This window comes from Haematobacter missouriensis, assembly GCF_000740775.1.
Classification (GTDB): Bacteria; Pseudomonadota; Alphaproteobacteria; order Rhodobacterales; family Rhodobacteraceae; genus Haematobacter; species Haematobacter missouriensis.
The window spans coordinates 76464-102771 of the sequence record NZ_JFGS01000012.1; the positions used below are offsets into that span (position 1 = coordinate 76464).

At 63.2% G+C, this 26308-nt stretch carries 21 protein-coding genes and 1 pseudogene; 13 read left to right on the forward strand and 9 right to left on the reverse strand.

All coding sequences use genetic code 11. The features are described from left to right. Window position 1 precedes the first annotated feature (1 nt). Both CG51_RS09610 and CG51_RS09615 read right to left on the reverse strand, forming a co-directional pair. A complete protein-coding gene (locus CG51_RS09610) occupies window positions 2–886 on the reverse strand; it encodes an ABC transporter permease (RefSeq protein WP_051930343.1) in 885 nt (294 codons plus the stop codon). A 126-nt stretch (window positions 887–1012) separates the two neighbouring features. Continuing rightward, window positions 1013–3448 (reverse strand): membrane-bound PQQ-dependent dehydrogenase, glucose/quinate/shikimate family, encoded by a 2436-nt coding sequence (locus CG51_RS09615; protein WP_035744322.1) that lies wholly within the window; start codon window positions 3446–3448, stop codon window positions 1013–1015. Between the two features lie 96 nt (window positions 3449–3544). Here CG51_RS09615 and CG51_RS20020 point away from each other — a divergent pair, with 96 nt between their 5' ends. Both CG51_RS20020 and CG51_RS19515 read left to right on the forward strand, forming a co-directional pair. Then, window positions 3545–3697 (forward strand): hypothetical protein, encoded by a 153-nt coding sequence (locus CG51_RS20020; protein WP_233141222.1) that lies wholly within the window; start codon window positions 3545–3547, stop codon window positions 3695–3697. Between the two features lie 391 nt (window positions 3698–4088). Continuing rightward, a pseudogene (locus CG51_RS19515) lies at window positions 4089–4788 on the forward strand (transposase); the annotation flags it as partial. A 335-nt stretch (window positions 4789–5123) separates the two neighbouring features. On the opposite strand, the gene CG51_RS09625 reads toward CG51_RS19515, so the two are convergent. Then, window positions 5124–5996: an IclR family transcriptional regulator domain-containing protein gene (locus CG51_RS09625; protein ID WP_051930345.1), complete on the reverse strand. Its 873-nt coding sequence runs from the start codon at window positions 5994–5996 to the stop codon at window positions 5124–5126. 237 nt (window positions 5997–6233) lie between these two features. Here CG51_RS09625 and CG51_RS09630 point away from each other — a divergent pair, with 237 nt between their 5' ends. The 9 genes from CG51_RS09630 to CG51_RS09670 all read left to right on the forward strand — a co-directional run bounded on the left by CG51_RS09630 (window position 6234) and on the right by CG51_RS09670 (window position 16315). Then, window positions 6234–7022: an amino acid ABC transporter ATP-binding protein gene (locus CG51_RS09630; RefSeq protein WP_156961337.1), complete on the forward strand. Its 789-nt coding sequence runs from the start codon at window positions 6234–6236 to the stop codon at window positions 7020–7022. Window position 7023: 1 nt separating this feature from the next. Further along, window positions 7024–9354, forward strand: coding sequence for a xanthine dehydrogenase family protein molybdopterin-binding subunit (locus CG51_RS09635; protein ID WP_035744326.1), 2331 nt, complete (start codon window positions 7024–7026; stop codon window positions 9352–9354). 29 nt (window positions 9355–9383) lie between these two features. Continuing rightward, the gene (locus tag CG51_RS09640; RefSeq protein WP_035744328.1) at window positions 9384–10241 is read left to right on the forward strand and encodes a transporter substrate-binding domain-containing protein; all 858 of its coding nucleotides are present in this window, start codon (window positions 9384–9386) and stop codon (window positions 10239–10241) included. A gap of 102 nt (window positions 10242–10343) precedes the next feature. Further along, window positions 10344–11009 (forward strand): amino acid ABC transporter permease, encoded by a 666-nt coding sequence (locus CG51_RS09645; protein ID WP_035744427.1) that lies wholly within the window; start codon window positions 10344–10346, stop codon window positions 11007–11009. A 3-nt stretch (window positions 11010–11012) separates the two neighbouring features. Continuing rightward, window positions 11013–11675 carry an amino acid ABC transporter permease gene (locus CG51_RS09650; RefSeq protein WP_035744330.1) on the forward strand — a complete coding sequence of 221 codons (663 nt, stop codon included), beginning with the start codon at window positions 11013–11015 and terminating at the stop codon, window positions 11673–11675. Continuing rightward, a complete protein-coding gene (locus tag CG51_RS09655) occupies window positions 11668–12891 on the forward strand; it encodes a pyridoxal phosphate-dependent aminotransferase (protein ID WP_233141221.1) in 1224 nt (407 codons plus the stop codon). Before CG51_RS09650 ends, CG51_RS09655 begins: the two co-directional genes overlap by 8 nt. Before the next feature lie 443 nt (window positions 12892–13334). Continuing rightward, on the forward strand, window positions 13335–13769 hold the full coding sequence (locus CG51_RS09660; protein WP_035744333.1) for a PaaI family thioesterase: 435 nt from the start codon (window positions 13335–13337) through the stop codon (window positions 13767–13769). A gap of 885 nt (window positions 13770–14654) precedes the next feature. After that, window positions 14655–15878 carry a GTP-binding protein gene (locus tag CG51_RS09665; protein WP_035744335.1) on the forward strand — a complete coding sequence of 408 codons (1224 nt, stop codon included), beginning with the start codon at window positions 14655–14657 and terminating at the stop codon, window positions 15876–15878. Between the two features lie 89 nt (window positions 15879–15967). Next, a complete protein-coding gene (locus CG51_RS09670) occupies window positions 15968–16315 on the forward strand; it encodes a DUF6525 family protein (RefSeq protein ID WP_233141220.1) in 348 nt (115 codons plus the stop codon). 868 nt (window positions 16316–17183) lie between these two features. Here CG51_RS09670 and CG51_RS09675 read toward each other — a convergent pair. From CG51_RS09675 to CG51_RS19125, 6 genes are all read right to left on the reverse strand, one after another. Further along, window positions 17184–17630 carry an SRPBCC family protein gene (locus CG51_RS09675; RefSeq protein WP_035744339.1) on the reverse strand — a complete coding sequence of 149 codons (447 nt, stop codon included), beginning with the start codon at window positions 17628–17630 and terminating at the stop codon, window positions 17184–17186. A 12-nt stretch (window positions 17631–17642) separates the two neighbouring features. Next, complete coding sequence (locus CG51_RS09680; protein ID WP_035744340.1) at window positions 17643–19259, reverse strand: hydantoinase B/oxoprolinase family protein; 1617 nt, start codon at window positions 19257–19259, stop codon at window positions 17643–17645. A 23-nt stretch (window positions 19260–19282) separates the two neighbouring features. Beyond that, window positions 19283–21361, reverse strand: a complete 2079-nt coding sequence (locus tag CG51_RS09685) for a hydantoinase/oxoprolinase family protein (protein ID WP_035744342.1) — start codon at window positions 21359–21361, stop codon at window positions 19283–19285. A gap of 191 nt (window positions 21362–21552) precedes the next feature. Further along, window positions 21553–22368, reverse strand: coding sequence for a cupin domain-containing protein (locus CG51_RS19120; RefSeq protein ID WP_051930349.1), 816 nt, complete (start codon window positions 22366–22368; stop codon window positions 21553–21555). Further along, complete coding sequence (locus tag CG51_RS09695) at window positions 22365–23099, reverse strand: HpcH/HpaI aldolase family protein (protein WP_158212530.1); 735 nt, start codon at window positions 23097–23099, stop codon at window positions 22365–22367. The genes CG51_RS19120 and CG51_RS09695 overlap by 4 nt, the downstream gene beginning before the upstream one ends. Before the next feature lie 110 nt (window positions 23100–23209). Next, window positions 23210–24505, reverse strand: a complete 1296-nt coding sequence (locus CG51_RS19125; protein ID WP_084695131.1) for an NAD(P)/FAD-dependent oxidoreductase — start codon at window positions 24503–24505, stop codon at window positions 23210–23212. Between the two features lie 115 nt (window positions 24506–24620). On the opposite strand from CG51_RS19125, the gene CG51_RS09705 reads away from it, so the two are divergent. Together CG51_RS09705 and CG51_RS09710 are read left to right on the forward strand one after the other, a co-directional pair. Beyond that, window positions 24621–25106, forward strand: a complete 486-nt coding sequence (locus CG51_RS09705) for a (2Fe-2S)-binding protein (protein ID WP_035744347.1) — start codon at window positions 24621–24623, stop codon at window positions 25104–25106. Next, entirely contained in the window at window positions 25099–25944 is an 846-nt protein-coding gene (locus CG51_RS09710) for an FAD binding domain-containing protein (protein ID WP_051930354.1), read from the forward strand. The genes CG51_RS09705 and CG51_RS09710 overlap by 8 nt, the downstream gene beginning before the upstream one ends. The last annotated feature ends 364 nt before the right edge of the window (window positions 25945–26308 follow it).

A 26308-nucleotide genomic window follows, 5' to 3' on the forward strand; every position in this document is an offset into this window, starting at 1 on the left:
CTCAGTGAAACAGGCGCTTGCGGGAAGGAGGCGGGGTGAGCAGGCGTTCGATCAGGGAGATGAGCGCGGTGGTGGCGGTACCGATCAGGGCGAGCGTAAGGACGGTGACGAGATACGGCCCCATGCGAAAACTGTTGCCGTAGGTGATGAGCAATGCGCCAAGGCCGGTCATCGCCATGTAGATGTCCGCGATGACGGCGGTGACAAGCCCGCTCACCGCACCAAGCCGCAGCCCGGCCATGACCGGGTGGAACGCGGACGGAAGCAGGACGTGGCGCAGCCGCGCAACGCGCGACATTCCAAAAGCGCGGGCCATTTCCCGCAGCGCGGGGCTGGCACCCCGCAGGCCCGTATAGCTGTTGATGAGGATCGGTATTACCGCGCCCAGGGCCACGATCAGCACCTTCGCAGCGTCCCCCAGCCCGAACCACAGGATGATCAGCGGCATCAGCGCAATGAGCGGCGTTGCCGCGAGCGCGTTGAGGTAAGGGTTCATTGTCCGACCCAGAAGCGGTGCAGCGCCCAGGGCGAGCCCGAGCGGAATCCCCGTCACTGCCGCAAGGGCCAGCCCGCCGAAGTAGATTTTGAGCGTCGCGCCAAGCGCGCGGAGATAGTCCTGACGGTGGTCATGGAGAAGGGTGCCGAGGGCCTGCAGGGTTTCTGACGGCGTGGCAAAGAAACCGCGTGGCAGGGTGTTGCCAAGCCAGGACCACCCGGCGAACAGCAGGGCCAGAACCGCAAGCTGCAACCACAGGTGAAGCGGGCGACGGGCAAGCCAGACACCGGCCTCCCGCAGTCCCTGCAACAGGTCCGCCGCCTCGCGCCGGAGGGCGGCGAGGGGGGCCGACTTTCCGCCACGAGCGGGTTCGGGAGAAGGCGGCGCCATGGGGGCCTTTCGGTGGCTGGGGTTGGGGCGTTCCGTTCGGATCCGGCGGCGCGGGGTCCGCCGGATCGGAGCGACACGACCGGGGGGGGGTCCTGCCCGGCCCTGTGGCCGGACAGGAGCATGACATCAGGCGTCGGGAAGCGCGAAGGCGATCACGTAATCGCCCCGGTCCATCGACTGGCGCGCGCCACCGGCGGAGATGACCACATATTGCTTGCCGGTCTTGGGCGAGAGATAGGTCATCGGGCCGCCCTGGCTGCCGACGGGAAGCGGGGCCTTCCAGATCTCCTTGCCCGTGGCTGCGTCCCAGGCGCGCAAGTAGTAGTCCTGCGTCCCTGCAAAGAAGACGAGCCCACCCTGCGTGGCGAGCGTTCCGCCCAGCGTGGGCAGACCCACCGGGATCGGAAGCCCCATCTTCATTCCCAGCGGGCCGGTTTCTTCCACCGTGCCCACGGGAACCTGCCAGGCGATGCTGCGGGTCTTCAGGTCCACCGCGGTCAGCGTGCCGAAGGGTGGCTTTTGGCACGGAATGCCGAGGGGCGAGAGGAACCGGTTCTTGACCACCGCATAGGGCGTCCCGCCAAGCGGCACCTGACCCATGCCGGCATTGGGAGATTCGCCGCCGTCCGACAGCGATGCGTCCTGCTGCTGCGGCACCATTTCCACCCAGAGACCCAGGCGCATGTCATTGATGAAGAGGAGGTCGTTGTTCGGGTCGACCGACACGCCGCCCCAGTTCATGCCGCCAAGCGATCCCGGGAAGCTCAGCGAAAGATCGACGTCGGGCGCGGTATAGAGCCCTTCGTAACGCATAGACTTGAAGCTTATCCGGCAGATCAGCTGATCAAACGGCGTGGCCCCCCACATGTCCGATTCAGTCAACGTCCGTGCGCCGATCTGCGGCATGCCGACCGAAACGGGCTGGGTGAGCGCGTAGGGTTCGTTGGGGATCGTGGCGGGTTTGACCGCCCGCTCTTCGACGTCGGTGAGCGGCTGGCCGGTCGCGCGGTCGAGCACGAAGATCTGGCCGGCCTTGGTCGCCACGACCAGCGCGGGGATCCGGCTGCCGTCCGGTTGGGGGAAGTCGATCAGGGTCGGCGCCATGGGAATGTCGAAATCCCACAGGTCGTTGTGGACCGTCTGATAGACCCATTTCTCCTGCCCGGTCGTCGCGTCGAGCGCGAGGATCGTGGCACCGTATTTGTGGTCCATCGCCGTTCGCGTCACACCGTAAAGGTCGACGGAGGGAGAGCCGAGCGGCAGGAAGACCGTGTTGGTCGCCGGATCATAGCTCGACCCGGACCAGACGTTCGCGGAGGAGCGGGTATAGGTCTCACCGGGGGCAAGCACCCTGTTCGGCGTCTCGGATCCGGTGTCGAAGGCCCAGCGGAGCGCGCCGGTGATCACGTCGAAGCCGCGGATCACGCCGCCCGGCATGTCGACCTGCACGTTGTCCGCCACTCGACCGCCGATGACGATGGTGGTTCCCGCCACGGTCGGGGCGGCGGTGAGGGTGTAGTAGGCCTTGTTCGCGATGTCGCCGATTCCCTCCTTCAGGTCGACCACGCCGTTTGTGCCGAATTCCGTGCAGAACGCGCCGGTGTCGGCGTCGATGGCAAAGAGCCGGGCATCGATCGAATTCATGATGATGCGGCGTTCGCAGGTCGCGCCTTCGGGAAGCACTGCCGGCAGGACGGGAGAGGCCGCCGGAGCGGTCGGCTGGGGCAGGGGCGCCGTCACGTCGAAGTAGGCAAGGCCCCGGCAACGTTCCCAGACCCCGCCCACCGTGGCGTTGATGTCCGTGCGCCAGATCTGCGCGCCGGTATCCGCGTCGAGCGCGATCACGTTGTTCTTGGGCGTGCAGAGGAAGACCTTGTCGCCCACCTGAAGCGGCGTCAGCTGATCCTCGGCACCCGAGCCGGTGGACAGCGGAATGTCACCCGTCCGGTAGGTCCAGGCGACCTCCAGCCGGTCCACGTTGTCCACGTTGATCTGATCAAGCGCCGCAAACCGGTCGTTCGTCGCGCCATTGCCGTAATGCGCCCAGTCCTGCTGCTGCGTCTCGGGCGTGACGGCGACCCGGCGCGCGGCCGGGGCGGAGGCCGTGACTTCGGGGTGAATGGCGAACATGGAGGCAAAGCCCGCGACGCCTGCCGCCAGCAGCACGACCGCGCAGGCAAGCGGCCCGAACGGACGCGCTGTCCGCCCGTCCGCCCGGTTCAGCACCGGCAGGGTGGCAAGAACCAACCCGGCCCCGATCGTCATGGCGAGCAGTCGGGAGATCAGGCCCCAGTAGTCCAGGCCTACGTCATAGAGCGACCAGATGACGGTCGCGGCATAGGTGGCAAGGAAGATCCACGCGCCCGCGGGCCGGCCGCGGACGATCTGGATCGCCGCAAGCAACAGGCCGACACCGGCAAGCAGGAAATACCAGCTTCCGCCGAGGGTGACGAGCTTGCCGCCCCCGATGATGAAGAAAAGCCCGGCTGCGGCGAGAACGCCTCCGAGCACCCAGAGCCAGATTCTGGCCACCGTTCCCGGCGGACCGTCAGAAGTCGTCATGTGTATTTCCCTTCGCTAGGATACCCGGGGAGGCGGGTTGCCGAAGATTTAGCGCGGGTCCGTAGCGTGCGAAGAGCGCAAAGTCCAGAAAGAGGGGTGAACCAAGATAAGGGGGCGCGACAGGCTACGCATGACACGGGTGTGATCGCGGAAGCCGCCGACCGCGTTGTCGTGATGTATGCCAGCCGCGTGGTGGAGGTCGGGCCGGTTCAGGCGGTGCTGACCTATCCGCGCCACCCCTATCTATAGGCGCGGCCTGATGGGGTCCATTCTTCCCCTCTAGCTGTTTGCTCCCCCGGTTGATGGCGGGTTCCATTCATTGGATGGAAGAACGTCCTATGGGACGAATTCGTCGCGGCAGTGTGGCGGCGCGCCAGCTTTGGCAGAACGGTATCGACCCTATGAAATTCACCTCCGATAAGGACCATTTTCGTTATTGTCCGGTGATCTGGAGTAATTTCGCTGCCGCCAGCGGTTTGGGATCGGGTGGCCATCGAGGTGAAGGATTGAGGTGAAGTTTCGACGCTTCAACCTCAAGCCATACGAAGACCCCCGACGACCAAGAGCAACATGGACCTGTCCGAGCGGCTCGCCAAGCACCATCAAGGTGACTTCCGCGCACGATCGCGGAGGTCGTGCTGCCTGGGCGTCGATGAAGAGCTTCCACACGAAGGAAAGCGCGACCTCCGACGGAGGCGACGATCCGGGCGGTCTGCCCACATCTCCCCCTGACCAGTCCACCGCCGAGCCCAACGAGATGCCCCGCCCCACACGCTGCCACCGCAACGCCGAGTCGACTTCCGTGGCGAGCGGCGTTCCAACGCGACCCATGCCTCGACGACCGATCCGGAGGCCCGGCTCTTCAAGAAGTCACCTGGCACCGGAGCCATGTTGTGCTTCATGGGACATAGCCTGATAAAGAACCGCTCCGGCCTGACCATGCAGGCCGACCTGACCTGCGCAGACGGCCACGCCGAACGCCGGGGCGCCGTCGACATGCTTCACCGCCATTTGCCCGGATCGACCCGGCGCCTGACACTGGCGGCAGACCGCGGCCATGATAGCGCTGACTTCGTCGCCGAGCCGCGCCAGATGGTCGTCACGCCGCACGTTGCCCGGAAGTCCCGGCACTCTGCCATCGACGGCCGAACCACCCGGTACCCCGGCTACGCCAAGTCGCAGCGGCGCCGGAAGAAGATCGAGGAACATTCGGCAGGGTGAAGACCGTCGGCGGCATGACTCAAACCCTGTATCGCGGCATCGAGCATGTGCGCGCCCGCTTCACCTTGGCGATGGCGGCCTCTAACCTGGCCAGACTGCCGAAACTGCTCGCAGCCTGAGCCGGAAAGCGGCTACTCGGACTGCTATCCTCGCACACCACGCAGCATCGAGCCTTGCTTGGGGGGAAACCGTTCCGCACAGCAGACTTTTTCAGTGGGCTGTTAGAGTTTGGAAGAGCGCCGTGACATTCGCAAATGGCCGCTTCAGCGCTTCGCGTCGGTGCATTCCGCAAGGCACAACCGTTTCTCTCTGCCCGCCCGTCGCGGCAGCGCCATCACCACCGGATACCATCGTCCTGAGGCCTTCGACACATGGAGGGCGGAGCCTCTGTCGCCTGAAATCCCAAATCACTGCGCCATTTCGCAACCATGCCTCGTTAACGCGATAACGCCATTCAGCCTTCGGAGAAGCCGCGTCGCACTACCAGTTCGTGATCCACGTTTCTTGACCTCGTGACGAAGGCCCGGCTGATGTTTTCTGCGGCGCGCTGTATCGCTGGCAGAAACTGCGATTTGACCTGCTCGGCGTTCGCCCGCGTCATGGGTGTGCCGACGTTGATGGCCGCGACAGCGCGCCCTTCGGCGTCAAAAACGGGCACCGCAACCGATATCAGACCCTCCTCGAATTCCCCTTCGACGAGCGCGTAACCCTGATCGCGTACCGTCGCGAGACGCTCTGCAAAAAGGACGGGATCGGTGATCGTCCGCGGCGTTACCGGTTTCAGAAGTTCGGGGTTGAGAATTTCATCCAGTTCGGCGGGCGGCAGGTGTGCAAGCAGCACTCGCCCGAGGGCAGAAACAGCGGCCGGCACCCGCGTACCCACTGAGATCGTGACGCTCTGCACGATCCGCCGGGCCTCTGCACGGGACAGATAAACGACGTCGGATCCGTCCAGCACAGCGAAGGAGCAATTTTCCGAAAGTTCCTGCACCACCTCCTCGAGATAGGGCTGAACGATCTCCCGAAAGTTCCAGGTCGAGAGGTAGGAATAGCCAAGTTCAAGCATTTTGGGCAGCGGGCTGAAAGATTCCTGCTGATTGCTGAGGTATCCGAGCTCTGTCAGCGTGAGCAGGAAGCGGCGTGCCGCAGCACGGCTGAGGCCGGTACGCTCGGCGACCTCGCTGGTCGTGACCTGCGGCTGATGTTCGGAAAAGAGGCGCAGAACCTCGATGCCGCGTGCGAGAGCAGAAACGAAGTCAGCCGGCTTGATCTTGCCCGCGGCGTTCGCGGGTTTGCGGCTTGTCGAGGCCTTGGCGATTCTCGCCATGCGATACTCCCTTGGGTCTTTGCGGACGGGTTGGGGCCGGGTCTGCAGGAAATGGCGACCGCTGGGCCACGCGATATCGCACAGTATGATGGCATTTCGGGCAATGACAAGATCACATTGCGGAATGAAAGGACTGATAACGGGCAAAATTCATATTTTCGCACCGATGTGCGAAAAATGGTTGACACTTAAGATCTAAGACGCGAATTTTGCTTGTCCGCAAAAGGAGGAGCCGCTTTGGAAGCTCTGAGGATTGAGAAGCTCGTCAAGGAATTTGGCTCCATCCGCGTGCTGAAAGGCATTGATTTAACCGTCAACCGCGGCGAGGTGGTTGTCGTGCTTGGTTCATCCGGCTCCGGTAAATCGACCATGCTGCGTTGTGTCAACCTGCTTGAGACACCGGACGAAGGTGCGATTTACTTGGATGGCCAGAAAATCGGCAGAGATTCGGGCAAAAGGACGGAATATCCCGCGGCAGAGCAGACGAAGGTGCGCGGGCAGGTTGGGATGGTATTCCAGCAGTTCAACCTCTTCCCCCATCTGACGGTCGAGCAGAATGTGATGCTGGGGCTTCTGAAGGTCCGCAAGCTCGGAGCGGTGGAGGCGCGGGCCATCGCGCACACCTGTCTTGACAGGGTGGGAATGGCGGACAAGGCCGGGCGTTACCCTGCCGCGCTGTCGGGCGGACAACAGCAGCGTGTGGCGATCGCACGCGCGGTGGCTATGCAGCCGACATTGATGCTTTTCGATGAGCCCACGTCCGCGCTCGACCCGGAGCTGGTGGGCGAAGTTCTGAACTCCATGCGGCTTCTGGCCGAGGAGGGCATGACGATGATCATCGTCACGCACGAACTGGGCTTCGCCTATAACGTCGCGACGCGCGTGGTCTTTCTCCACAACGGCTGCATCCATGAGGACGGACCGCCGCATGAGGTGCTCGTTCGCCCCCGGACACCCCGGATGAGGGAGTTTCTCGCGAGCCACTCGCAATTCCGCATTCCCGAGCACAAGATGGCGGCGGAGTGAAATGCAGGGCATTGCGCAGACCGCTCATCGGATAGAGGATCGCCGTTTTCTCCGGGGGGAGGGGCGCTACCTGGCCGATATTCGTCCCGAGGGTTGCACTGCGATGGTGGTCGTGCGCTCTCCACACGGCAATGCACGGATAGGAGGTATAGACACTGCGGTGGCTCTCGCGATGCCGGGAGTGCTCGCGGTCCTGACCGCTGCGGATGTCGCGACCGCCGGGGCGAAGGCGCTCCCCTGTCTGGCGGAGATAGGCAAGTGGGACTGGGCACGGCCGGTGCTTCCGTCCCGGCCGTTGCTGGCTGCGGATCAGGTCCGGCATGTCGGGGAGCCGGTCGCGGTGGTGATTGCCGAAACGCCTGACATGGCGCGCGATGCGGCAGACATGGTCGTCGTCGACTATGAACCGCTGGAGACCTGCGCGACCGTGGAGCAGGCCCTTGCGGGAGAAACAAGCATATGGCCCGAGGCCCCTGACAATATCGGGTTTGACTGGCATTCGGGTGATGCAGAGCGGGTTGCCGACGCTTTTGCGCGTGCTGCCAACGTCGTATCGGTGGACCTTCACAATAACCGGGTCGCCGGCATGTCGCTGGAGACGCGCGGTGCGATAGGGGAGTGGGATACGCGCGAGGAGCGGTTCACCCTGTATGTCTCCTCTCAGGGCGGTCATGCGATCCGCCGCATCCTGTGCCAGAACGTGTTTGGCATTCCAGAGGGGCGGATGCGGGTCATCACGCCGGACGTGGGCGGTGGGTTCGGCCCAAAGATTTTCACCTATCAGGAATATGCGCTGGTGCTGCTGGCGGCGGCGAGACTGAACCGGCCTGTAAAGTGGGTGTCGGATCGCGGCGAGTCCCTGATCAGCGATACCCAGGGGCGCGCGCAGACCTGCCGGGCAGAACTCGCGCTCGATGACACGGGCCGCTTCTTGGCAATGCGGTTCGACTGCCTTTCTGACATGGGGGCCTATCCCGGCCAACATGGGCCGAACATCGCCACGGTTGCAGGCGACGGCCTGCATCCCGCGACCTATGACCTGGAGGCCGTGCATGTCCGTGTTCGCGGCGTTTTCACAAATACCCTGCCGACGGATTCGTATCGTGGTGCCGGTCGGCCCGAAGTGATCTACGCCGTTGAACGGCTTGTAGATGCGGCGGCGCGCGAGCTCGGCTTCGATCCGGTGGATCTGCGGCTCAGGAATTTCGTGCCGCGCGGGAAGATGCCCTTCACCACTGTCACGGGGCAGGTCTACGACGATGGGGATTTTGCGCAGTTGACGGCGCGCGCCGTCGCGCTTTCGGATTTCACCGGGCGCGAGTCGCTTCGGGAAGCGGCACGGGAATGCGGCAAGCTCTCCGGAATGGGCCTGGCTTATTTCATTGATCGCTGTGGTCGGGGGCTGGATGAATTTGCGGAACTGCGCTTCGATCCGTCCGGTTCAGCAGTGCTCTTGGTCGGCTCGCAGAACAACGGTCAGGGTCATGAGACGGCCTATGCCAATATCGTGGCGCAGGGTCTGGGATTGGATCGCAATCTGATCCGCGTCGTTCAGGGAGATACGGATCAGGTCGCCTTCGGTCGCGGCACAGGCGGGTCGCGCGCCCTCGCGGTCGGGGGGAATGCGGTACATCTGGCCACGGGCCGGATACGCGCAAAGCTTGAAGCCATTGCGGCGCATCTGCTGGAGGGTGACATTTCGGCGCTCCGGCAGGAGGAAGGGAGGTTCCACCTCACCGGGACGAACCACAGCGTGACGCTGGCAGATTGCGTGCGCGCGGCTTTCGCGCCCTCGCTCCTGCCCCCCGGCATGGAGCCGGGGCTGTCCATCGCTGCGCATTATCGACCGGAACGTCCAACCTTTCCCAACGGCTGCCATATAGCGCGGGTGGAGATCGATATCGAAACGGCGGAGATCCGGCTGACACGTTATGTCGCGGTGAACGACGTGGGCACGATCCTCAATCCCAGGCTGGTGGAAGGCCAGTTCCACGGCGGTCTGGCGCAAGGCATCTCACAAGCGCTGTTGGAAGAGGTGGTCTATGACCCGGAAACCGCTCAGCCGCTGACCGGTTCACTGATGGACTATTGTTATCCGAAGGCAGACGATTTCGTCGCCTTTGAGACGGATTTCGTGGAAATTCCCTGCCGCACCAACCCGCTTGGCGTGAAAGGTTGCGGCGAGGCGGGGACAATCGCCGCGCCGCCCGCCATCGCCAATGCGGTGATGGACGCGCTGCGCGACTACGATACGGAGGGCCTTCAGATGCCCTTCACGGCACCAAAGCTCTTTGCCGTCCTGGCGCGCGGACCCCGCGCGGCGGGAAAGTGAGCGCACAAGGCCCCAACACGGAGAGAAACATGACGATCGGCACGTGGATGAAAGCAGCCGCCGTTGCGGCCGCGTTAATTGCGCCGGGCGCGGCGCTCGCTCAATCGACCTGGGAGCAGATCCAGTCCACCAAGAAGGTGCGGATCGGCTGTGCACAGTCAGAACCCTGGTGCTTCAAGGATCTGAGCGGAACGACGGACGGCGTGACCGTAACTTCTAACGGCAGTGTCTATCGTGGCGTTGCTGTCGCCCTAGGCAAGTATATTGCCGATTCGATGGGGGTGGAGCTCGTGGTCGTGGATACGACCTGGGGCAATGCGGTGGCCGGGCTTCAGGCGAACCAGTATGACTTCATGTTCCAGCTTGACGCAACGCCCGAACGTGCGATGTCGATCGACTTCGCCGGACCGGTGATGTGGTATCCGGTAGCGCTCGTGGTGAAGGACGATTTCGCACCTACCACCTGGGCAGAGTTGAGCGACCCGAAATACCGCCTGGCCGCGCCTGCGGGGACGACTTTCGTGGATGTCATCTCGGAGAAAGCGCCTGCCGCAACGCTCGCGACCTTCCAACAATCGAGCGAAGCCATCGCCGCCTTTCAGTCCGGCCGCGTTGACGGGGCGGCCTCAACCGGGCCGATGGCGGATGTCACCCGCCTTCGGCTGAAATCCGGCAAGACGCTCGTGCCGAAGCCTGTGGTCGCGCGTCCCTCCAGCGCCGGGATCCGCAAGGAAACCGACGAACGTTGGAAGAACTTCCTGCAGGTCGCCGTGACCTATGCCTATGACACCGGCACCACGGACAAGCTCTATCGCGACTTTCTCGCCTGGCGCGGGCTTGACCCCGCCACTGCCGTCTCCACGCGGCGAGAAGATCTGATGCGCTGAGCCTCTGCCCGTTCCTGCCTTGTGCCGGGCGGGCCCATGCTCTCCTCGGGGGTCGGCAAAGGTCTGACCCGGATTGGAAGCCCTCTGCGGAAGGACGGACAGGTGGACTACGTTTGGGACTTTTCCGCCGTCTGGCGGAACATGGATCAGCTCCTCGCAGGGCTGAAGGGTACGGCGATCCTGACGGTCGCCTGTCTGACACTGGCCCTGCCGCTTGGTCTTGCGCTTGCCGTCATGCGCATGTCGCCGCAACGCCTTATCCGCTGGCCCGCCGTGGCGGTCGTGGATTTCTTCAGGGCAGCTCCGGCGCTGGTGCTCATCGTCTGGTTCTATTTCGCCTTTCCGCTTATCGCGAATGTGAATCTGGATGCTTTCGGCGCCGCCTTCCTGGCTATCGGTCTGCAATCCTCCGCTTATATGGCAGAGGTGTTCCGTGCGGGTATGCAGGCCATCGGTCGCGGACAATGGGAGGCCGCATCCGCCATCGGGCTGACCAAAGCGGCAGCGGTGCGCCATGTCATTCTTCCGCAAGCCGTGCGGCACATGATACCCGTGTTCCTCATCAGATTTGCTGAGCTGGTGAAGGGCACGACGCTCGCCGGTATCATCGCTTATGGCGAGACGGTCTATCAGGCCAACATGCTGGCCGCTCAAACATATCGGCCTCTGGAGGTCTTCACCGTCACCGCGCTGGTGTTCTTCGTGCTGATCTTTTCTATCACCGGAGCAGCTCAGCTTCTGAACGCACGTCTTGGGCGGGGAAAGTAAATCATGGGCTACGCTTGGGATTTCTCCTCCGTCATCCGCTACAAACAGGTTCTGATCGAGGGGCTGCTCGGTACCCTGTGGCTGGCTGCACTCGCTGTCACAACGGCGATGGTGGTGGGTATCGTCGTGGCGCTATGCCGTATCTCTGCAACGCGGCTGCTGTCCTGGCCGGCTGCAGCGGTCATCGCGTTCTTCCGCAATATACCGTATATCGTACAGCTTTTCTGGTTCTTCTATGCGGTGCCGGTGATCTTCGGCGTGCAGGCGTCACCTTTTCTTGCCGCCTATGTCTCCCTCTCACTTTATGGCGGCGCCTATTTTGCCGAAATCTACCGTGCTGGGATCCGTTCGATCGACCGAGGCCAGTGGGAGGGCGCGAAGGCCATCGGCCTCCCGATGGGCGGCGTCATGCGGCACGTCATTCTGCCGCAGGCGCTCCGCCGCACGGTTCCCGCTCTCACCACGCAGACGATCGAGATGGTAAAGCTTACCACCGTCGCGTCGTCCGTCGCCTATTTCGATATTCTCTACGCCGGCAAGCTGATCGCGGATCAGGATTTCCGCCCTATCGAAGCCTATACTTCGGTGGCAATTCTGCTGATTGGCGCGCTGCTCATCCTGTCATGGGCCGCTTCGCGGCTTGAAACGAGGCTCCGCCGTGCCTGATACCCTGACTGCATCCTTCCGGCCCTCCGAAGCGCTTCGGCGCACGGGTTCGTCCGCCACGATCACTATTACCCAGAGGGCGCGAGATATGCGTGCCGCCGGGCTGGATGTGATCTCCCTCAGCGCTGGTCAGCCGGACTTCAACACGCCCGCCCATATCGGCGAGGCAGCCGCCGAGGCGATCCGCCGGGGGGAGACGCGCTATCCGCCGGTTGCAGGCATCCCGGAACTCCGATCCGCAATCGCTGCAAAGTTTCGGCGGGAGAATGGATTGGAATATCAGGCCAATGAAACCATCGTCAGCACAGGGGGCAAGCAGGTGATCGCGAACGCCCTGCTGGCGACGCTCGGGCCGGGCGATGAAGTTGTGATCCCGACGCCGAGCTGGGTTTCATATCCACAGCTGACCACCTATTGCGGCGCGACGCCGGTGCTTGTCCCCGGCGATCCGCGGCACCAATACAAGGTATCACCCGAGACGGTCGCGGCGGCGATCACGCCGCGTACCCGCTGGATCATCCTGAACACGCCGAACAATCCAACCGGCGCGGTGTATTCTGCAGCAGAACTCGCCGCCTTGGCCGAGGTATTGGAGCGGCATCCGCAGGTCTGGATCCTGACCGACGACATGTACGAGCATCTACGCTACGACGATATTCCCTTCGCGACAATGGCGCAGGTCGCGCCTGAGCTGAAGGAGCGTACGTTAACGATGAATGGCGTCTCCAAGGCCTACGCCATGACAGGTTGGCGGATCGGTTACGGGGCGGGGCCACGCCCCCTGATCGCGGCGATGGAGAAGCTTCAGACCCAGATCACCTCCGGTGCCTGTTCCATTGCACAATGGGCAGCGGTGGCGGCGCTTCGGGGTCCGCAGGATTATGTGTCCCGGAGCCGCGAGGTCTTCGACCGTCGCCGGAAGTCGGTGGTCGCGCGGTTGCGCTCCATTCCGGGCATGACCTGCGACATGCCGGGGGGTGCATTCTACGTCTATCCGTCCTGCACGGGCTACATTGGCCGCACGACCCCGGCAGGGCGGCGGATCGAGACGGACGAGGATTTCGTCATGGCCCTCCTGTCGGAAGCGCGGGTCGCCACAGTGCATGGCGCCGCGTTCGGCGGCACCGACAGTTTCCGGATTTCCTATGCAGCCGCGGATGAGGAACTGATGCGCGGCTGCGACCGGATCGCAGAATTCTGCGCGTCCCTACGCTGAGATAAGGTAGTCTGCGAAGCTGTTTGTCGCGTTTGATCCCTGTCAAGGCGCGGCGGTTCGCTTGACCGGCTGCTGAACTGGCTTTCTGCCCTGTGTCGGAGTGGAGATCGTTCGCGATGTGACGAAATCTAGCCGGAAATTCAACTAATTCCGGGCGTTTCTACCCCAATTTTCTGATTTCCGGCACATAGGCATGACACTTTAGGAGTTTGTCGACGGTGTGTTAAGGAATGCCGAAAAGCCTGGCGGCTGCCATGAGGTCGGCACATGTGGGAAACCACGTGAGAAACCACAGGTTGCGGGCTCTACCAGACCGGTCTTCTGATATTTCATCAGCCGCTACACACGGCGGAGAAGGCCGCAGGGGCGAGCTGCGCCCTGTCGGTTGACATTTTAGCGATCCTCTTTTCAGGTCGTTCGCGACGATAGGGAGAGATAGAACCATGAATCCTTCAACCATGACCGGACTGGATTTGCTGCGTGCCGCAGCGGCGGGCAAACTTCCTCGCGCGTCGATCAGTGGTACGATGGGCATGTCCACGATGGAGGTGGAGGAGGGACATATTGTTATCCACGCGCGGGCTGACGAACGGCACCTCAACCCTATGGGCGGTGTTCATGGCGGTTTCGCTGCGACCGTGTTGGATTCGGTCACTGGGTGCGCCGTGCATTCTCTTCTGCCTGCGGGCGCGCGCTATGGCACTGTGGACCTCAGTGTAAAGATGCTCCGCCCCGTTCCTCGCGATCAGGCCCTGCTGGCCGAGGCCAGAGTGACGCATCTGTCGCGCTCGCTTGGCGTGGCAGAGGGGACGCTGCGCGATGACGCGGGCAATCTGCTCGCCAGTGCTTCGGCGACCTGCTTTATAAAGCGGGCCTGACAAGGTCTGAGGCTCCGGGGACGGCTGTCGGCCTTGCAGGAAAGCCGCATATCTTGCGCCCTGAAGGCGTAAACTAGGACCAGCCCACTCTTTATGCCTGCCGTCGCTACGAGGCGTTGCAAGGCTCATGACATTTAGCAGGCTGCTGAAAAAGTAGGGCACCTATCCGGGGTTGCCTCGAAAGCCAGAAATCGGTTCGGTCACGAGCCAAAACTTGCGGTTTTCGGAGCGCTCTTCAATAATGGGGGGAAGGCTTCCGCCCAACGGCAACCGCGGAATGCTCTGTCGGCAACCTGTTGGTAAGCGATGGCGCGCGCCGCGACGCTGGGATGCGGCTAAATCCTTGGGCGGGGCACGGGGAAGTCCTCCGTCCGCGAGATATCGTTTCTGCACCAGCCTTGAAGTTCTGATCGCGGGGAAATGACCCCACGCTCAACGGAGCCCCCAGAAGAACCGGCGCGGAATGCCGATCGGCACTCTCGCGATGCCGGGATGTGGGAAGCACTGCATCACAATCTACCTCGGTACCGATCAGAGCTTCTTCCGTTCTCGCCACGCCGAGACAGCTGGCCTGTGAGTGCTGGACGCGACTCCCGCTTGGTAGGAGCCCGCGGTCAATCTTCGTGTTGGCGGACTTGCAGGCCGTGGTCCGGTGACGGGTAGGCCAGAATTTCATGCCGAGAGCCCGCAACGTGGATGCCTCGTAAGAGTCCTGCTCGAAGGCGACTGCTGCGATAGCGTACCTGCAGCCTGCTACGGACGCTCCAAAAACGGCATCTCAGCGCAGCGCTCATTTGCGAAAGCAAATGTGCATTCTCACAAAAGGCTTGCGGCAGAAATGCCTGTCAGGTAATGCAACGTAATAACATAACTTTTGAGTGTGTCATGACCATCAGTTCCCTCATCCCTGATCTCAGACTGCCAGTTACAGTGCTTTCAGGTTTTCTGGGTGCAGGTAAAACGACCCTCCTCAATCATGTCCTGAACAACCGCGAGGGCCGTCGCGTCGCGGTTATCGTCAACGACATGTCGGAGGTGAATATCGACGCCGATCTCGTGCGAGGTGGAACCCAACTGTCGCGGGCGGAGGAGAAGCTGGTGGAGATGACGAACGGGTGCATCTGCTGCACCCTGCGCGACGATCTGCTGCTTGAGGTGCGACGTCTCGCGGAGGAAGGTCGCTTCGACTATCTTCTCATTGAATCCACAGGGGTCGCAGAGCCGCTCCCCGTTGCCGCGACCTTCGATTTCCGCGATGCGGCGGGCGAAAGCCTGTCGGATATCGCCCGCCTCGACACGATGGTGACCGTGGTCGACGCGGTTAACCTCACACGGGATTTCTCCAGCCACGACTTCATCGCTGATCGCGGCGAGAGCCTCGGAACGGAGGATGAGCGAACGCTGGTCAACCTGCTGACGGACCAGATCGAATTCGCCGATGTCATCATCCTGAACAAGGTTACCGCTGCGGGCCCGGTCCTGCTGGATCTGGCGCGCAAGATCATCCGCGCCCTAAACCCGGATGCCCGGCTGATCGAGACGGATTTCAGTCGGGTGGCAGCTGAGGACATCCTTGACACGGGGAGGTTCGATTTCGACAGGGCGCATGAGCATCCGCTCTGGGCCAAGGAGCTTTATGGCTCTGAAAGCCACGTCCCGGAGACGGAGGAATATGGGATTTCCTCCTTTGTGTATCGGGCCAGGCGGCCGTTCGACCCAAACGCCATTCACGCCGTTCTCAACGGAGATCTGCCCGGTGTGATCCGGTCGAAGGGGCATTTCTGGATCGCGAGCCGCCCGGACTGGGCGGTGGAGTTCAGCCTCGCCGGTGCCGTCTCCAGTGTGACACCGCTTGGTGGGTGGTGGGCTTCGGTGCCGCGCGTCCGCTGGCCCAGTCATCCAGACAGCCTCGCAGAGGTGGAAAAGGTCTGGGAGGAGCCGTGGGGTGACCGGCGGCAAGAACTGGTATTCATCGGCGCCGGCATGGACCGGGAGGCGCTGACAATGGCCTTGGACGCCGCTTTGGTCGACGCCCAGGATTTTACCCCCGCGCTGTGGAAGCAGTTGCCTGATCCGTTTCCAAAATGGCAAAAACGCCAGCTGGCTTGAGCAACCCTTTCAAACCGCAATTTTCCAGAGGCATTGGAGTGCCCGCCTGGCGGCACTGGCCTTATGCCTCGGACAGAAGGAGTCCCGCGATGGCGAAGAATCTCGCCACCTCCCTGAAGTGCCGGCGCCGGGTCTGCCAGATGGAGCGTTACGATGGGCTTCCGCCTGAACTCAGGGCGTGGCTCGCAGGGGCAGCTTTGCCGTGGAGTCCCCATTCCGCCCTGCAAGTGTGGTCGCGCGCATTTCGTGCGGCGCAAGGTGATGCGGGATCGGCTCGCGCACGGCTTGACCAGACGGAGCGGAGGATGCTGGAAAGGGACCGCGCCAGAATCTGGGGCCGCAGCTATCCTCGACCGGCTGGTCTCGACGAGACGGAGAGCGGTGGCCTTAAGCCGAAGGGGGGGCAGGGGGGACACCCTGGTAGCTTTCAGAGCTGACATCGCGGCGGCTCCGAAGTGGCTTGATGCCGTAGCTCCTCTGGGGGCAGGGCGTCGTATTAATCTCGACTGCCCAGTTTTAGGGGACATGGTTCACTTCTGCAGCTGACGGCAGGGTTTCAATGGAACGCTACGACCTGTGCGAGTGCGAATGGCGGGGGAACGCGCCGTTGTTGCCGCAAGCTGGCCGGGGAAGGCCGGATTCGGGACAGTCGCGCGGTAAACGGGATTCTTCATTCCGCACCCGAGTACCGCGGTGTGACCCGTTCCCACGGCTATTGAATGGCTTATAGCCGTTTCAACGGCTTTTTGAGGCGCGGTATCCGGCTGCGGGGATTGAGAAGCTGACCAGCGCACACCGCAACTGATCCGGTTCATCGACTGCTGCAGATTCACGCCCATCAGCTTGGCGCTGGTAAAAAAGAAGTGCGGGATCCTGTGCCTGTTCATTCTGGTGGTGGGCCATGCTCCAGGAACAGCGCCGTTCTCGATCGGGATGGCCTGCCGGTCCGCCTGCCTGTCACGCCTGGCCATATGGCATTTGCGAACGCCTCCGATATGCCGGTGTTGCCTCAGGCGTTGCCACCCGACGCCCATAGTCCAAGTTGACTGGCCCGGGCAGCTGTGTTTGCACGCGCAGGTGGCGCAAGAGAAGAAGCCCGCGTTCCTGCCCAGCGTCATAGCCACCCGGATCACGCCGCCTTCTGTTCGATCGCTGCTGCCGCGTTAACCCGATCAAAAGAATGTTCTGTAAACCTGAGCACGTCCCCCGCTTCGCCACATGCTACGAGCAACACACAGCCAGCTTCCTCTCCGCCGGCACGCTCCTATTGGAGAGGAGAGGCGTTCGATGGTATCCGTAGCTTGGTCAGGCTGTCTCCGTGATCCTCTGGTTCAGGGCATCGAAGAACTGGAGCGTGAGCTTCTTGGCGGTCGAGTCGATCAGCCGGGTACCGAGCTGTGCAAGCTTGCCGCCGATCTTCGCTTCCGCCTCGTAGCTCAGCAGAGTACCCCCTTCCACAGGGGCGAGGGCTATCACCGCGCCACCTTCGGCAAAGCCCGCAACGCCGCCCGACCCCTTGCCGAAGATGCGATAGCCGTTCGGCGGGTCGATCTCGCTCAGAGTGACCTCACCGGCGAACCGCGCCTTGACTGGCCCGACCTTGAGCGCGACCGTCGCCGTCAGCCGGTCATCCTCTCCGCGCTCGAGACTTTCGCAACCGGGAATGCAGGCTCTCAGCACTTCGGGGTCGTTGATCATCTGCCAAACCGTCTCCACGGGGGCGGGGATCAGTTGTTCGCCGGTGAGTTTCATCTCATCCTCCGCTCAGATGTAGCCAGCGGCACGATCAGCCTCGACCGCCGCCGGATCACGTTCCGCCGTTGTCCCGAAACCAGCGCCACCCGGTGTCCGCATATGGATGCGGTCGCCCTTGCGGATGACATGCTGCACCTTCTGCTCGTTCGGCGTCAACGCACGGTCGTTGATTTCCAAAACTCCAGGTTGGCCACTGTCGCCGCCCGCGATCCCCGGCGGGGGTACCACGGTCCGCTCGGCGTGGAAACCGACCACGACCGGCAGATCCGAGCGATATTCCAGCAGCGTCTCCTGCCCCAGGCCGCCGCGATGCCGCCCTTCGCCGCCGGAGCCAATGCGGAAGCGCTTGTGATGCACGCGGAAGTTCGACTGCTGCTCCATCATCTCGACCGGAACGCAGGAGATGTTGGAGGGCCAGCTAAGCACGTTGTAGCCATCGCGTTGATCGGTGCCGCCTGTCCCGCCGTTGAAGAAGAACTTGTTCACATAAGTTTCGCCAGTGGGGGTGACGCCGGTGGCCTGAAGGCTCCACAGCGGCGAACCGGGGCCGGCGGCGACGCGCGTGGGATCGGCCTTTGCCAAGGCACCGAAGACGGCAAACGGCAGGAAGTGGCCGGTCAGCGTCCGTGTCTGGCCGGAGGCCGGATAGCGGTGGTTGAGGATCGATCCTTCCGGTGCGGTGACTTCTATGGGCCGGAGTGCGCCGTCGTTGTTGGGCATGTCGGGCGCCAGAATGCACTTCAGTCCATAGACCGTCTGGGCATAGGTGTAGCAGAGCGCCACGTTCACAGCGCGGTCGACCTGCGGAGAGGTGCCGTCGTAATCCACCAAAACGCTGTCACCCTGCACCCTGACCTTGATCCTGATGGTCAGCGGCTCGACCACGCCATCGGTGTTCAATTCGTAGTGGTATTCACCATCCGGGAACTTGCGGATGGCGTCCCGCATGGCGGCCTCCGACCGATCGAGGATTTCGTCGGCGAGGCTCACGAGTTCGGTGAGCTGGTAGTCGTCCATGAGAGCGAAGAGTCGCTTTTCCATCAACTCCAGCGCGGAGACCTGTGCCCAGAGATCGCCCACCACCTGATCTGGCACGCGCACGTTCTTGCGCAGCAGCGCGATGAAGGTCTGGTCGACCTTTCCTGCGTCGATCAGCTTCAGCATCGGGACCTGAAAACCTTCCTCGAACACGTCGCGGATGTCGGAGGTGCCTGTGCGACCGCCCATGTCGGGCGAATGCGTGGTGGAGGCGGCGAAGCCCGTAAGCTTTCCGTTCAGGAAGATCGGCTTCACCACGGTCAGATCCGGAAGGTGGCCGGTGCCCATCCATGGGTCGTTGGTGATGAGCACGTCGCCCGGGTTCAGCGTCTCCGCCGGAAAATGGTCGAGGAAATGCCGCACCGTCTTCGGCAGGGTGCCGATGAAGGAGGGGATGGAGTCGGTCGCCTGTCCCAGACACCGGCCCTTCGGATCGGTGATGATGCAGGAGAAATCGTAGGATTCCCGCACGAGTGTGGAGAAGGAGCTGCGCACCAGCGCTGCCGCTGCCTCATCGACCACGGAGACGAGCCGGGTCCAGATCACTTCGAGGGTGACGGCGTCGAACCGAGGGGTTTGCATGAGCATCTTGCTGTTCCTGTCCCTGAGCGTCAGTTAGCGATGGTGACGACGATGTTGCCGTTGGGCTCCACTCGGAAGCTGCCCTCAGGGCCGACCACGAGAGTGGATTCCGGCTCCTCGATCACCGCTGGGCCGTGAATGTCGATACCGCCTGGCAGCATGATCCGGTCATAGACGGGGGTTTCGGTGAAGTCGCGAAGTTCGGGGAAATAGATCTGGCGGCGCTGTTTCACAGCTGTTTCCGGGTCGGCGCCATCCGTCTGACGTGCCATGCGCGCGGAGCCGGTTTCGGCGGAGACAGTGATGCGGACGTTGACGATCTCGATCCGGTCGGTGGGCGGGTTCAAAGTGAACACCTCCCTGTAGGCCGCGCGGAAGGCTGCCAGCACCGGCTCCATGGAGGCGGCGGAATAGGGGCCTTCCGGCAGTTCGACGACCAGTTCGAAGCCCTGACCGATGTAGCGCATGTCGGCCAACCGGCGGACATTGATCGCTTCCGCCTGCGGTACTGTCTCCGTGACGACCGCGCGGCCCTCTGCTTCCAGCCGCTCAAAGGTCAGTTCGAGGGCGGACCAGTCCACCTCGGCCACCGGCCTGGCGACTGTCGCCACGCGATCCACCCGCGCTGGGGCGATCAGCAGGCCAAGCGCCGAGGCCACACCTGCCCCCGGTGGGCATACCAACCGACCCAGGCCCAGCTTCCGCGCCACCTGATAGCCGTGCAGCGGACCACCACCGCCGGTGGTGACGAGCGCATAGCGCCGCGTGTCCTTGCCGCGTTCGGCGATGTGGACACGCGCGGCGCTGGCCATGTTCTCGTTCACGATGTCATGCACCCCCCAAGCCAGTTCGGCAACGGAAAGCCCCGTGGCGTCGGAGAGCGATCCGAGCGCCGAAGCGGCCGCCTTCGGGTCGACATTCATCGTGCCGCCGGCAAAAAAGTCGGGGTTTAGATAGCCAAGGGTAAGGTTCGCGTCCGTCACCGTGGGAAGCTCGCCGCCCAGGCCGTAGCAGGCAGGACCGGGTTTGGAACTGGCGCTTTCCGGTCCGACCTTCATGAGACCCATCTTGTCGATATGGGCGATGGAGCCGCCGCCCGCGCCGATCTCGATCAGTTCGATGGTGGATATCTTGATGGGCAGGCCTGAGCCCTCCTTGAAGCGCCGGGTCCGGGCAGCCTCGAACTTGTAGGAGATCAGCGGTTCCCCCTGATCGACCACGGACAGTTTTGCCGTTGTGCCGCCCATGTCGAAGGCCAGCACATGCGATACCTCCGACCGGTCCCCAAAGAACGCCGCCGACAGCGCGCCGGCGGCGGGGCCGGATTCGAGAAGCTGGATCGGGTTGCGCCGGGCTTCGTCAATATTGGTCAGCCCTCCGCTCGAAACCATGAGGAACAGGGGCGCGGTGACGCCGATCTGCTTCAGCCGGGTTTCGAGTTCGGTCAGATAGGCTCCTGCAAGCGGCTTGACGTAAGCATTGGCGACGGCGGTGGAGGTCCGCTCGTATTCGCGGATCTCGGGAGCGACCTCGAAGGAGGTGGTGACGGAGACGTTCGGATAGGCGGTGCGGATGAACTCCGCAGCCGCGTCCTCATGCGCCGGGTTTGCGTACGAATGAAGGAAAGAGATGGCGATCGACGTCGCGCCCTGAGCGACAAGGCTCTCCACCGCCGCCTTAAGGCTCTCCATGTCGATGGGCGTTTCCACCTCGCCCCGCGGGGTCATGCGTTCCTTTACTTCGGCGCGCAGGGTGCGGGGGACGAGAGACCGCGGCATTTCGATGAAGATATCGTAAAGCTCAAACTTCCGCTCGCGGCCGATCTCCAGAACATCGCGAAAGCCTTCTGTCGTCAGCAGCGCCGTCACGGCACCCTTTCGCTCGATCAACGCGTTGGTGAAGAGCGTCGTGGCGTGGACGACGCGATTGACGTCCGCCGGATCGACGCCTTCGCGCTGGATGATGCGCTCTGCGCCTCGGATCACCGCCTCGGAAGGGCGGTCCGGCGTGGTGAGGACCTTGAGGTTGTGCTGAACTCCCTTCTGCGGCTCGAAAAGCACGAGGTCGGTGAAGGTTCCGCCAATATCGATCCCGAGTGAATAAGGCATCGCATCGTCCCGTCTGGGGCCGCCATGTCGTTCAACGAGCGGCGGCTGGTTGCTGCTGGTGCGCCGGGAACCGATGGGGGTCGGAACCCTGTCTCGACGTTTCTACGCCTGAAATATTATTCGCACAAGTGTGCGAAAAACATTAAAAGCAAAAAATAGCCTACGATGCGACGATCAGTGCGGAACCGCGGTCAGAGATAGTCCGCGGCGTTGGAGACCCAGCCATTGGCCAGAAAATCCGCCCGCGGCGGCGCGAATATGTCGATCAGCAGATGACGACGGGCTTCCAACCCTTCGGTCGTATGAATGACTTTCGGAGGGATCACGCAAAGACTGGGAGACGGAGCCTCCAGGTGCAGATCTTCGCGCCAGACGGTCGCGTCAGGACCCCACGGCGTGCGTAGATGGTGCAGGAACCTGCCGGCCAGCGCCAACGACCCCTGCTCAAAATCCTCATGTGCATGGGGCGAGAGCTTTGTCCGGTCGCGCAGCCCGGTGTATTCGATCCAGTTGAAGCTGAGGCATCGGCTGCGCAGGATTTTCAGCCTCGGTTTGTCGGCAGGCGCGCGGATATCATCTGCATGGATGACCTGGGGCCCGGACCGCACCGGATGGCCGGGGGGCAGGAGTGGCAGTATCTCGTCTTCGGCCACGGCATAATCGGCATCGTTCAACGCATCGGCGGGCTCGGTGCCCATTATGGGCCTGATGATGGCAATCGCCGTTCCGGGCGCGGCCTCGATGGAGAAATCACCGGCGCCGAGCAGGCAGAGGGAGCGGGCAGGGGCTTCTAGCCTCCGATCATCCTGGGTCACGCATCCCGGAGCATCGGGAAAGATCGCGACCGCTTCTATGACCGCTTTCTGGTGAAGAGCTTCCGCTCCCGCCACAGCGTAGTCCACGGTGAAGCGCTTGCCTCGCGCTCGCGTCAACTTCCAACCGGCGGGGGCCGCACCCGTCGAGAATTCCACGAAGCCGGGTAGGCGGGGCATGGTCTGAATGGTCATGCTGTGATCCTTTCATCTTGGAGATCGCTCGCTGCGGCGAGAGCCCGCGCGCCTGCCAGCACCATGCCCTGATCGGATCCGATGAGAGCCAGGGAGGCACCGCGCGCGCGCAATCCGGCAAGGGCGGAGGGCGTCGCGCCATAAGCGCCAAACGCCCGGCCGGATGCCTGCGCCGCGGAGGCGACGCGGCCGAATGCCCGGTCGATTTCCGCGCCGCTGGAGCGTCCAAGCCCGAGCCCGACGCCCAGATCCGCCGCGCCGAAGAACACACCGTCGATGCCAGGTGTCGCCGCGATGGCTTCCACCTGATCCAGAGCTTCCGGATCTTCGATCTGGGCGATGACACTGACTTCCTCGCCTGCCGCGGCAAGGAAATCGGCCATGGGTCGCGCCGTGAAATCTCCATGCCGGGTGGAGCCGGCATAACCGCGTCCACCTGCTCCGAACCTTGCCCAGCGGGCGACATCGGCAGCCAGCGCGGGTGAGCGGACGTGGGGAACGAGCAGCCCGGAGGCTCCGCCGTCCAATGCCTGAAGCGCGGCTTCCGGGCTGGCATGCGAAAGTCTGACCAGCGTCGGCAGGTCGAGAGCCCGCGCCAGGGCGAGGCACCAGTCAAGCTCGCGCCGGCCCAGGGCCGAATGCTCCGCATCCAGGCAGATGAAATCTACCCCGGCCTGCGCCATGATCTCCACAATCTCGGATGCGGGCGTTTTAATAAAGGTGCCGGCCATGAAAGCACCTGCGCGAAGGCGGGCGCGGAAGCGTGAGGCTGTGCGCTCTTGGGACACAGATGGTCTCCTGTTCTGAGGATCGGCGATACCGGCGATCAACCTTTCCCGGCTCAGCGGGGCAAGGGCTCCCGCCAGCGGAAATAGTGCATCGCGACAGGGATCAGCCATTCCTGCCGCGCCGGCCATGCCACGGCTCGCGGCGCATCAAGGCGGAACAGGCTCCGAGCTTCTTCCGTGCGACCAAGGATCGCCATGGCAGCCTTGTTGCCGAGATAGGGAGCCATGGCGAGGCCCGAGAAGCAGTATCCCATTGCGAAATGTATGCCCTCATGCTGGCCGACATGGGGAAAAAGATCCTCCGTCGCCGCGCATTTGCCCCGCCAGGCATGGGAAATCCGAACATCCCGAAGCTCAGGGAAGAAATAGGCCATTTCCTCGCGGAGGCGCACGGCCATATGGCGAAGTGATGGGTGCCACAACCCCGTCCGTCCGCCAAGCGCCAGCCGGTTGTCCGGGGTGATCTGGTAGTAGGTCGAATTCTTGCGGTTGTCGTGGTAGGTGCGCCGACCCGCCTTCAGACGCGCCACAGTGGCTTCGGGGAGGGGTTCAGTGCCGATCATGAAGGCAACGATGGGGATGAGCCGTCTGTGGTGCCAGCGCTGACCTTTCGGCGTGTAGCCGTTGGTCGCCACCAGAACGTCTCGCGCAATGACCTGCCCGCGCGATGTGTGAACCGTGAAGCCCCGCGATTCTCTCTGAATTGCCCGCACGGGGGTATGGTCGAGAACACGCGTTCCCTGAGCGACGGCCTCATCGAGCATGGCCCGCGTGTAGAGCGCCGGGTTCACTGCCGCGTTGGCGCGGATATGCACCCCTCCGACGTAGCGGTCGGATATCAGTTCGGCGTCGCCCGCCGTCAGAAAATCGACAGCCTCGCCCACGTGCTGGGCTCGAAGCTCCCATTCGCGGAACAGTTTGTCGCGATGGCTCGGAGTGACTGCGCCCACCACCCGGCCGCAGTTGCGAAAGCCGATTGGGCCGTTCAGCGCGACGATGCGCGCAAAGGCATCATCATAAACCTGACCCAGTTCTCTGAACCACGCCTTTGCCGTGTCGAGGCCGCGCTCCTCCATCATCTGGCCGAAGCTGTGTTTGAAATACCGCCCGAGCATCGCTCCGTTTCGCGAACTGGCCCCACCGCCCGGAACGCCCGCGTCTAGCAGCAACACATCCCGCCCTGCCGCCGCCAGCGTCTGCGCCGCCGCCGCACCTGTCAGACCCGCCCCCACGATCACAACATCGGCGCGCGTCGGCAATGGAGCGCGGGGGCCCTGTGCCATCCCGCCAGCAAGCGTCCACCACAGGGGCGTCTCCGAAAAATCATCGGTAAATGGCGGAAGACTCATTGGCAGCCCCTCGAACTTACGTCAGAATGTTTATCGCACAACTGCGCGAAATCCAATATACGAATTTCCGACGGATGTGGGAAACCGGAGAGGGAATGGACAAGAGGACCGCGGGATGATTGAAGTGACGATGAAGGTGAACGGTCGGGAGATCACGCGGACCGTGCCGGGGCGGCGGCTGTTGGTCGAGTTCCTGCGGGAGGATCTGCGCCTCACCGGCACACATGTCGGATGCGACACCAGCCAATGCGGGGCCTGTACGGTTCACCTCAACGGGCGCAGCGTCAAGTCCTGCACTGTGCTCGCCGCAGCCTGTGACGGTGCCGAAGTCACCACGATCGAAGGTATCACCCCGACTGAGGGGCTCCATCCGATGCAGCAGGCGTTTGCGGATACCCACGGTCTGCAATGCGGCTACTGTACGCCCGGCATGATCATGACGGCACTGTCTCTCGTCCGCCCTGGAGGAGGGATGCCGGATCGGGAGGAGTTGCGTGAGTTGCTGCATGGCAATCTTTGCCGCTGCACGGGGTACCAGAATATTCTTGCGGCTATCGAAAAAGGTGCCGAGATGATGCATCGGGGGGAGTGCGATGCGTGACTTCGCCTATCATCGCCCGCGCGACCTTGCCGAAGCGCTGGCCCTCCTGGCCGATGACGACGAGGCGATGGTACTGGCAGGGGGGCAGACACTTCTGCCCACTCTGAAACAGGGACTGAACCAACCGTCCGCATTGATCGATCTATCGGGGATTGCGGGACTTTCAGACATCCGTGAGGTCGCGGGCGGGTTCGAGATCGGCGCGATGGCCACGCACGCGGCCGTGGCAGGCGATCCCGGGCTGTTACGCAGGTTTCCCGCTTTCGCGCGGCTGGCCCGGCAGATCGGAGATCCCCATATCCGCAACCGGGGAACGATTGGCGGCTCCCTTGCCAACAATGATCCCTCTGCGGATTATCCGGCCGCGCTGCTTGCCTGCGGCGCCGTGATCGTGACGGACAGAAGCGAGTTTCAGGTGGAGGAGTTCTTTGCCGGGCTTTTCACTACGGCGCTGGATTTCGGCGAAATCATCACCCGCATCAAGGTGCCCCAGCCGAGACGCTTCGGATATGCCAGCATCCGCAACCCCGCCTCCCGCTATGCAAGCACCGGCGTCGCTGTGGCGGAGCGCCAGGATGGAACGACGGTTGTCGCAGTGACGGGAGCGGGGCAGGATGGTGTGTATCGCTGGTCGGAGGCCGAGGCGCGCCTGAACGATGACTTTTCGGTTGCGGTCGTGGAGTCCCTCATGCCCGACGCAGATGACATGATCGCCGATGCGCGTACGCCGGGCGCATACCGGGCGGCCCTTGTCCTTGCCATGACTAAGGCCGCCGTAAGGGCGGCACATCAGCAGCAGCCCTGCCGCGGCTCTACCGATGGCGATGACGGCTCGTGATCTGCGGTTCTCCGCCCGCGCCGGTGTCGCGCTTCCTCTGGGCAATCATGCGGAAAGGACCGAGAGGCATCGGTAACATGAGCGGGATGGCGCTTTTCTGCGTTCACGGCCCGTGCCACGCGGGCTTATGCAGGGCATTCGGGATCGGGCGGCAGAGACGTTCGGCTGAGGAGAGCGCCGTGCGCCGAAGCGGCTGAACGGAAGTGGATGCCCCTCCTAAGACGCCATCTTGCCCTCCGTCCCTCTTGCCGCCCGTATTGGGCGAGGCAGCTCCCTCTGATACTCCGATGGCCACGCGGAGCGGGCTGCCCGCCTGCCTCGCGACCGGTTCGCGGCAACTCTGGCGATCACCTCGGGAGCAGGA

What these genes read in the sequence shown, in the direction of transcription:
- CG51_RS09675 (WP_035744339.1), bottom strand. Translation starts at nt 17,630, where the DNA reads ATGAAACTCACCGGCGAACAACTGATCCCCGCCCCCGTGGAGACGGTT.
- CG51_RS19120 (WP_051930349.1), bottom strand. Translation starts at nt 22,368, where the DNA reads ATGACCATTCAGACCATGCCCCGCCTACCCGGCTTCGTGGAATTCTCG.
- CG51_RS09610 (WP_051930343.1), bottom strand. Translation starts at nt 886, where the DNA reads ATGGCGCCGCCTTCTCCCGAACCCGCTCGTGGCGGAAAGTCGGCCCCC.
- CG51_RS09625 (WP_051930345.1), bottom strand. Translation starts at nt 5,996, where the DNA reads ATGGCGAGAATCGCCAAGGCCTCGACAAGCCGCAAACCCGCGAACGCC.
- CG51_RS09640 (WP_035744328.1), top strand. Translation starts at nt 9,384, where the DNA reads ATGACGATCGGCACGTGGATGAAAGCAGCCGCCGTTGCGGCCGCGTTA.
- CG51_RS09685 (WP_035744342.1), bottom strand. Translation starts at nt 21,361, where the DNA reads ATGCCTTATTCACTCGGGATCGATATTGGCGGAACCTTCACCGACCTC.
- CG51_RS09695 (WP_158212530.1), bottom strand. Translation starts at nt 23,099, where the DNA reads ATGGCCGGCACCTTTATTAAAACGCCCGCATCCGAGATTGTGGAGATC.
- CG51_RS09705 (WP_035744347.1), top strand. Translation starts at nt 24,621, where the DNA reads ATGATTGAAGTGACGATGAAGGTGAACGGTCGGGAGATCACGCGGACC.
- CG51_RS09710 (WP_051930354.1), top strand. Translation starts at nt 25,099, where the DNA reads ATGCGTGACTTCGCCTATCATCGCCCGCGCGACCTTGCCGAAGCGCTG.
- CG51_RS09650 (WP_035744330.1), top strand. Translation starts at nt 11,013, where the DNA reads ATGGGCTACGCTTGGGATTTCTCCTCCGTCATCCGCTACAAACAGGTT.
- CG51_RS19125 (WP_084695131.1), bottom strand. Translation starts at nt 24,505, where the DNA reads ATGAGTCTTCCGCCATTTACCGATGATTTTTCGGAGACGCCCCTGTGG.
- CG51_RS09680 (WP_035744340.1), bottom strand. Translation starts at nt 19,259, where the DNA reads ATGCTCATGCAAACCCCTCGGTTCGACGCCGTCACCCTCGAAGTGATC.
- CG51_RS09670 (WP_233141220.1), top strand. Translation starts at nt 15,968, where the DNA reads ATGGCGAAGAATCTCGCCACCTCCCTGAAGTGCCGGCGCCGGGTCTGC.
- CG51_RS09635 (WP_035744326.1), top strand. Translation starts at nt 7,024, where the DNA reads ATGCAGGGCATTGCGCAGACCGCTCATCGGATAGAGGATCGCCGTTTT.
- CG51_RS09615 (WP_035744322.1), bottom strand. Translation starts at nt 3,448, where the DNA reads ATGACGACTTCTGACGGTCCGCCGGGAACGGTGGCCAGAATCTGGCTC.
- CG51_RS09665 (WP_035744335.1), top strand. Translation starts at nt 14,655, where the DNA reads ATGACCATCAGTTCCCTCATCCCTGATCTCAGACTGCCAGTTACAGTG.
- CG51_RS09660 (WP_035744333.1), top strand. Translation starts at nt 13,335, where the DNA reads ATGAATCCTTCAACCATGACCGGACTGGATTTGCTGCGTGCCGCAGCG.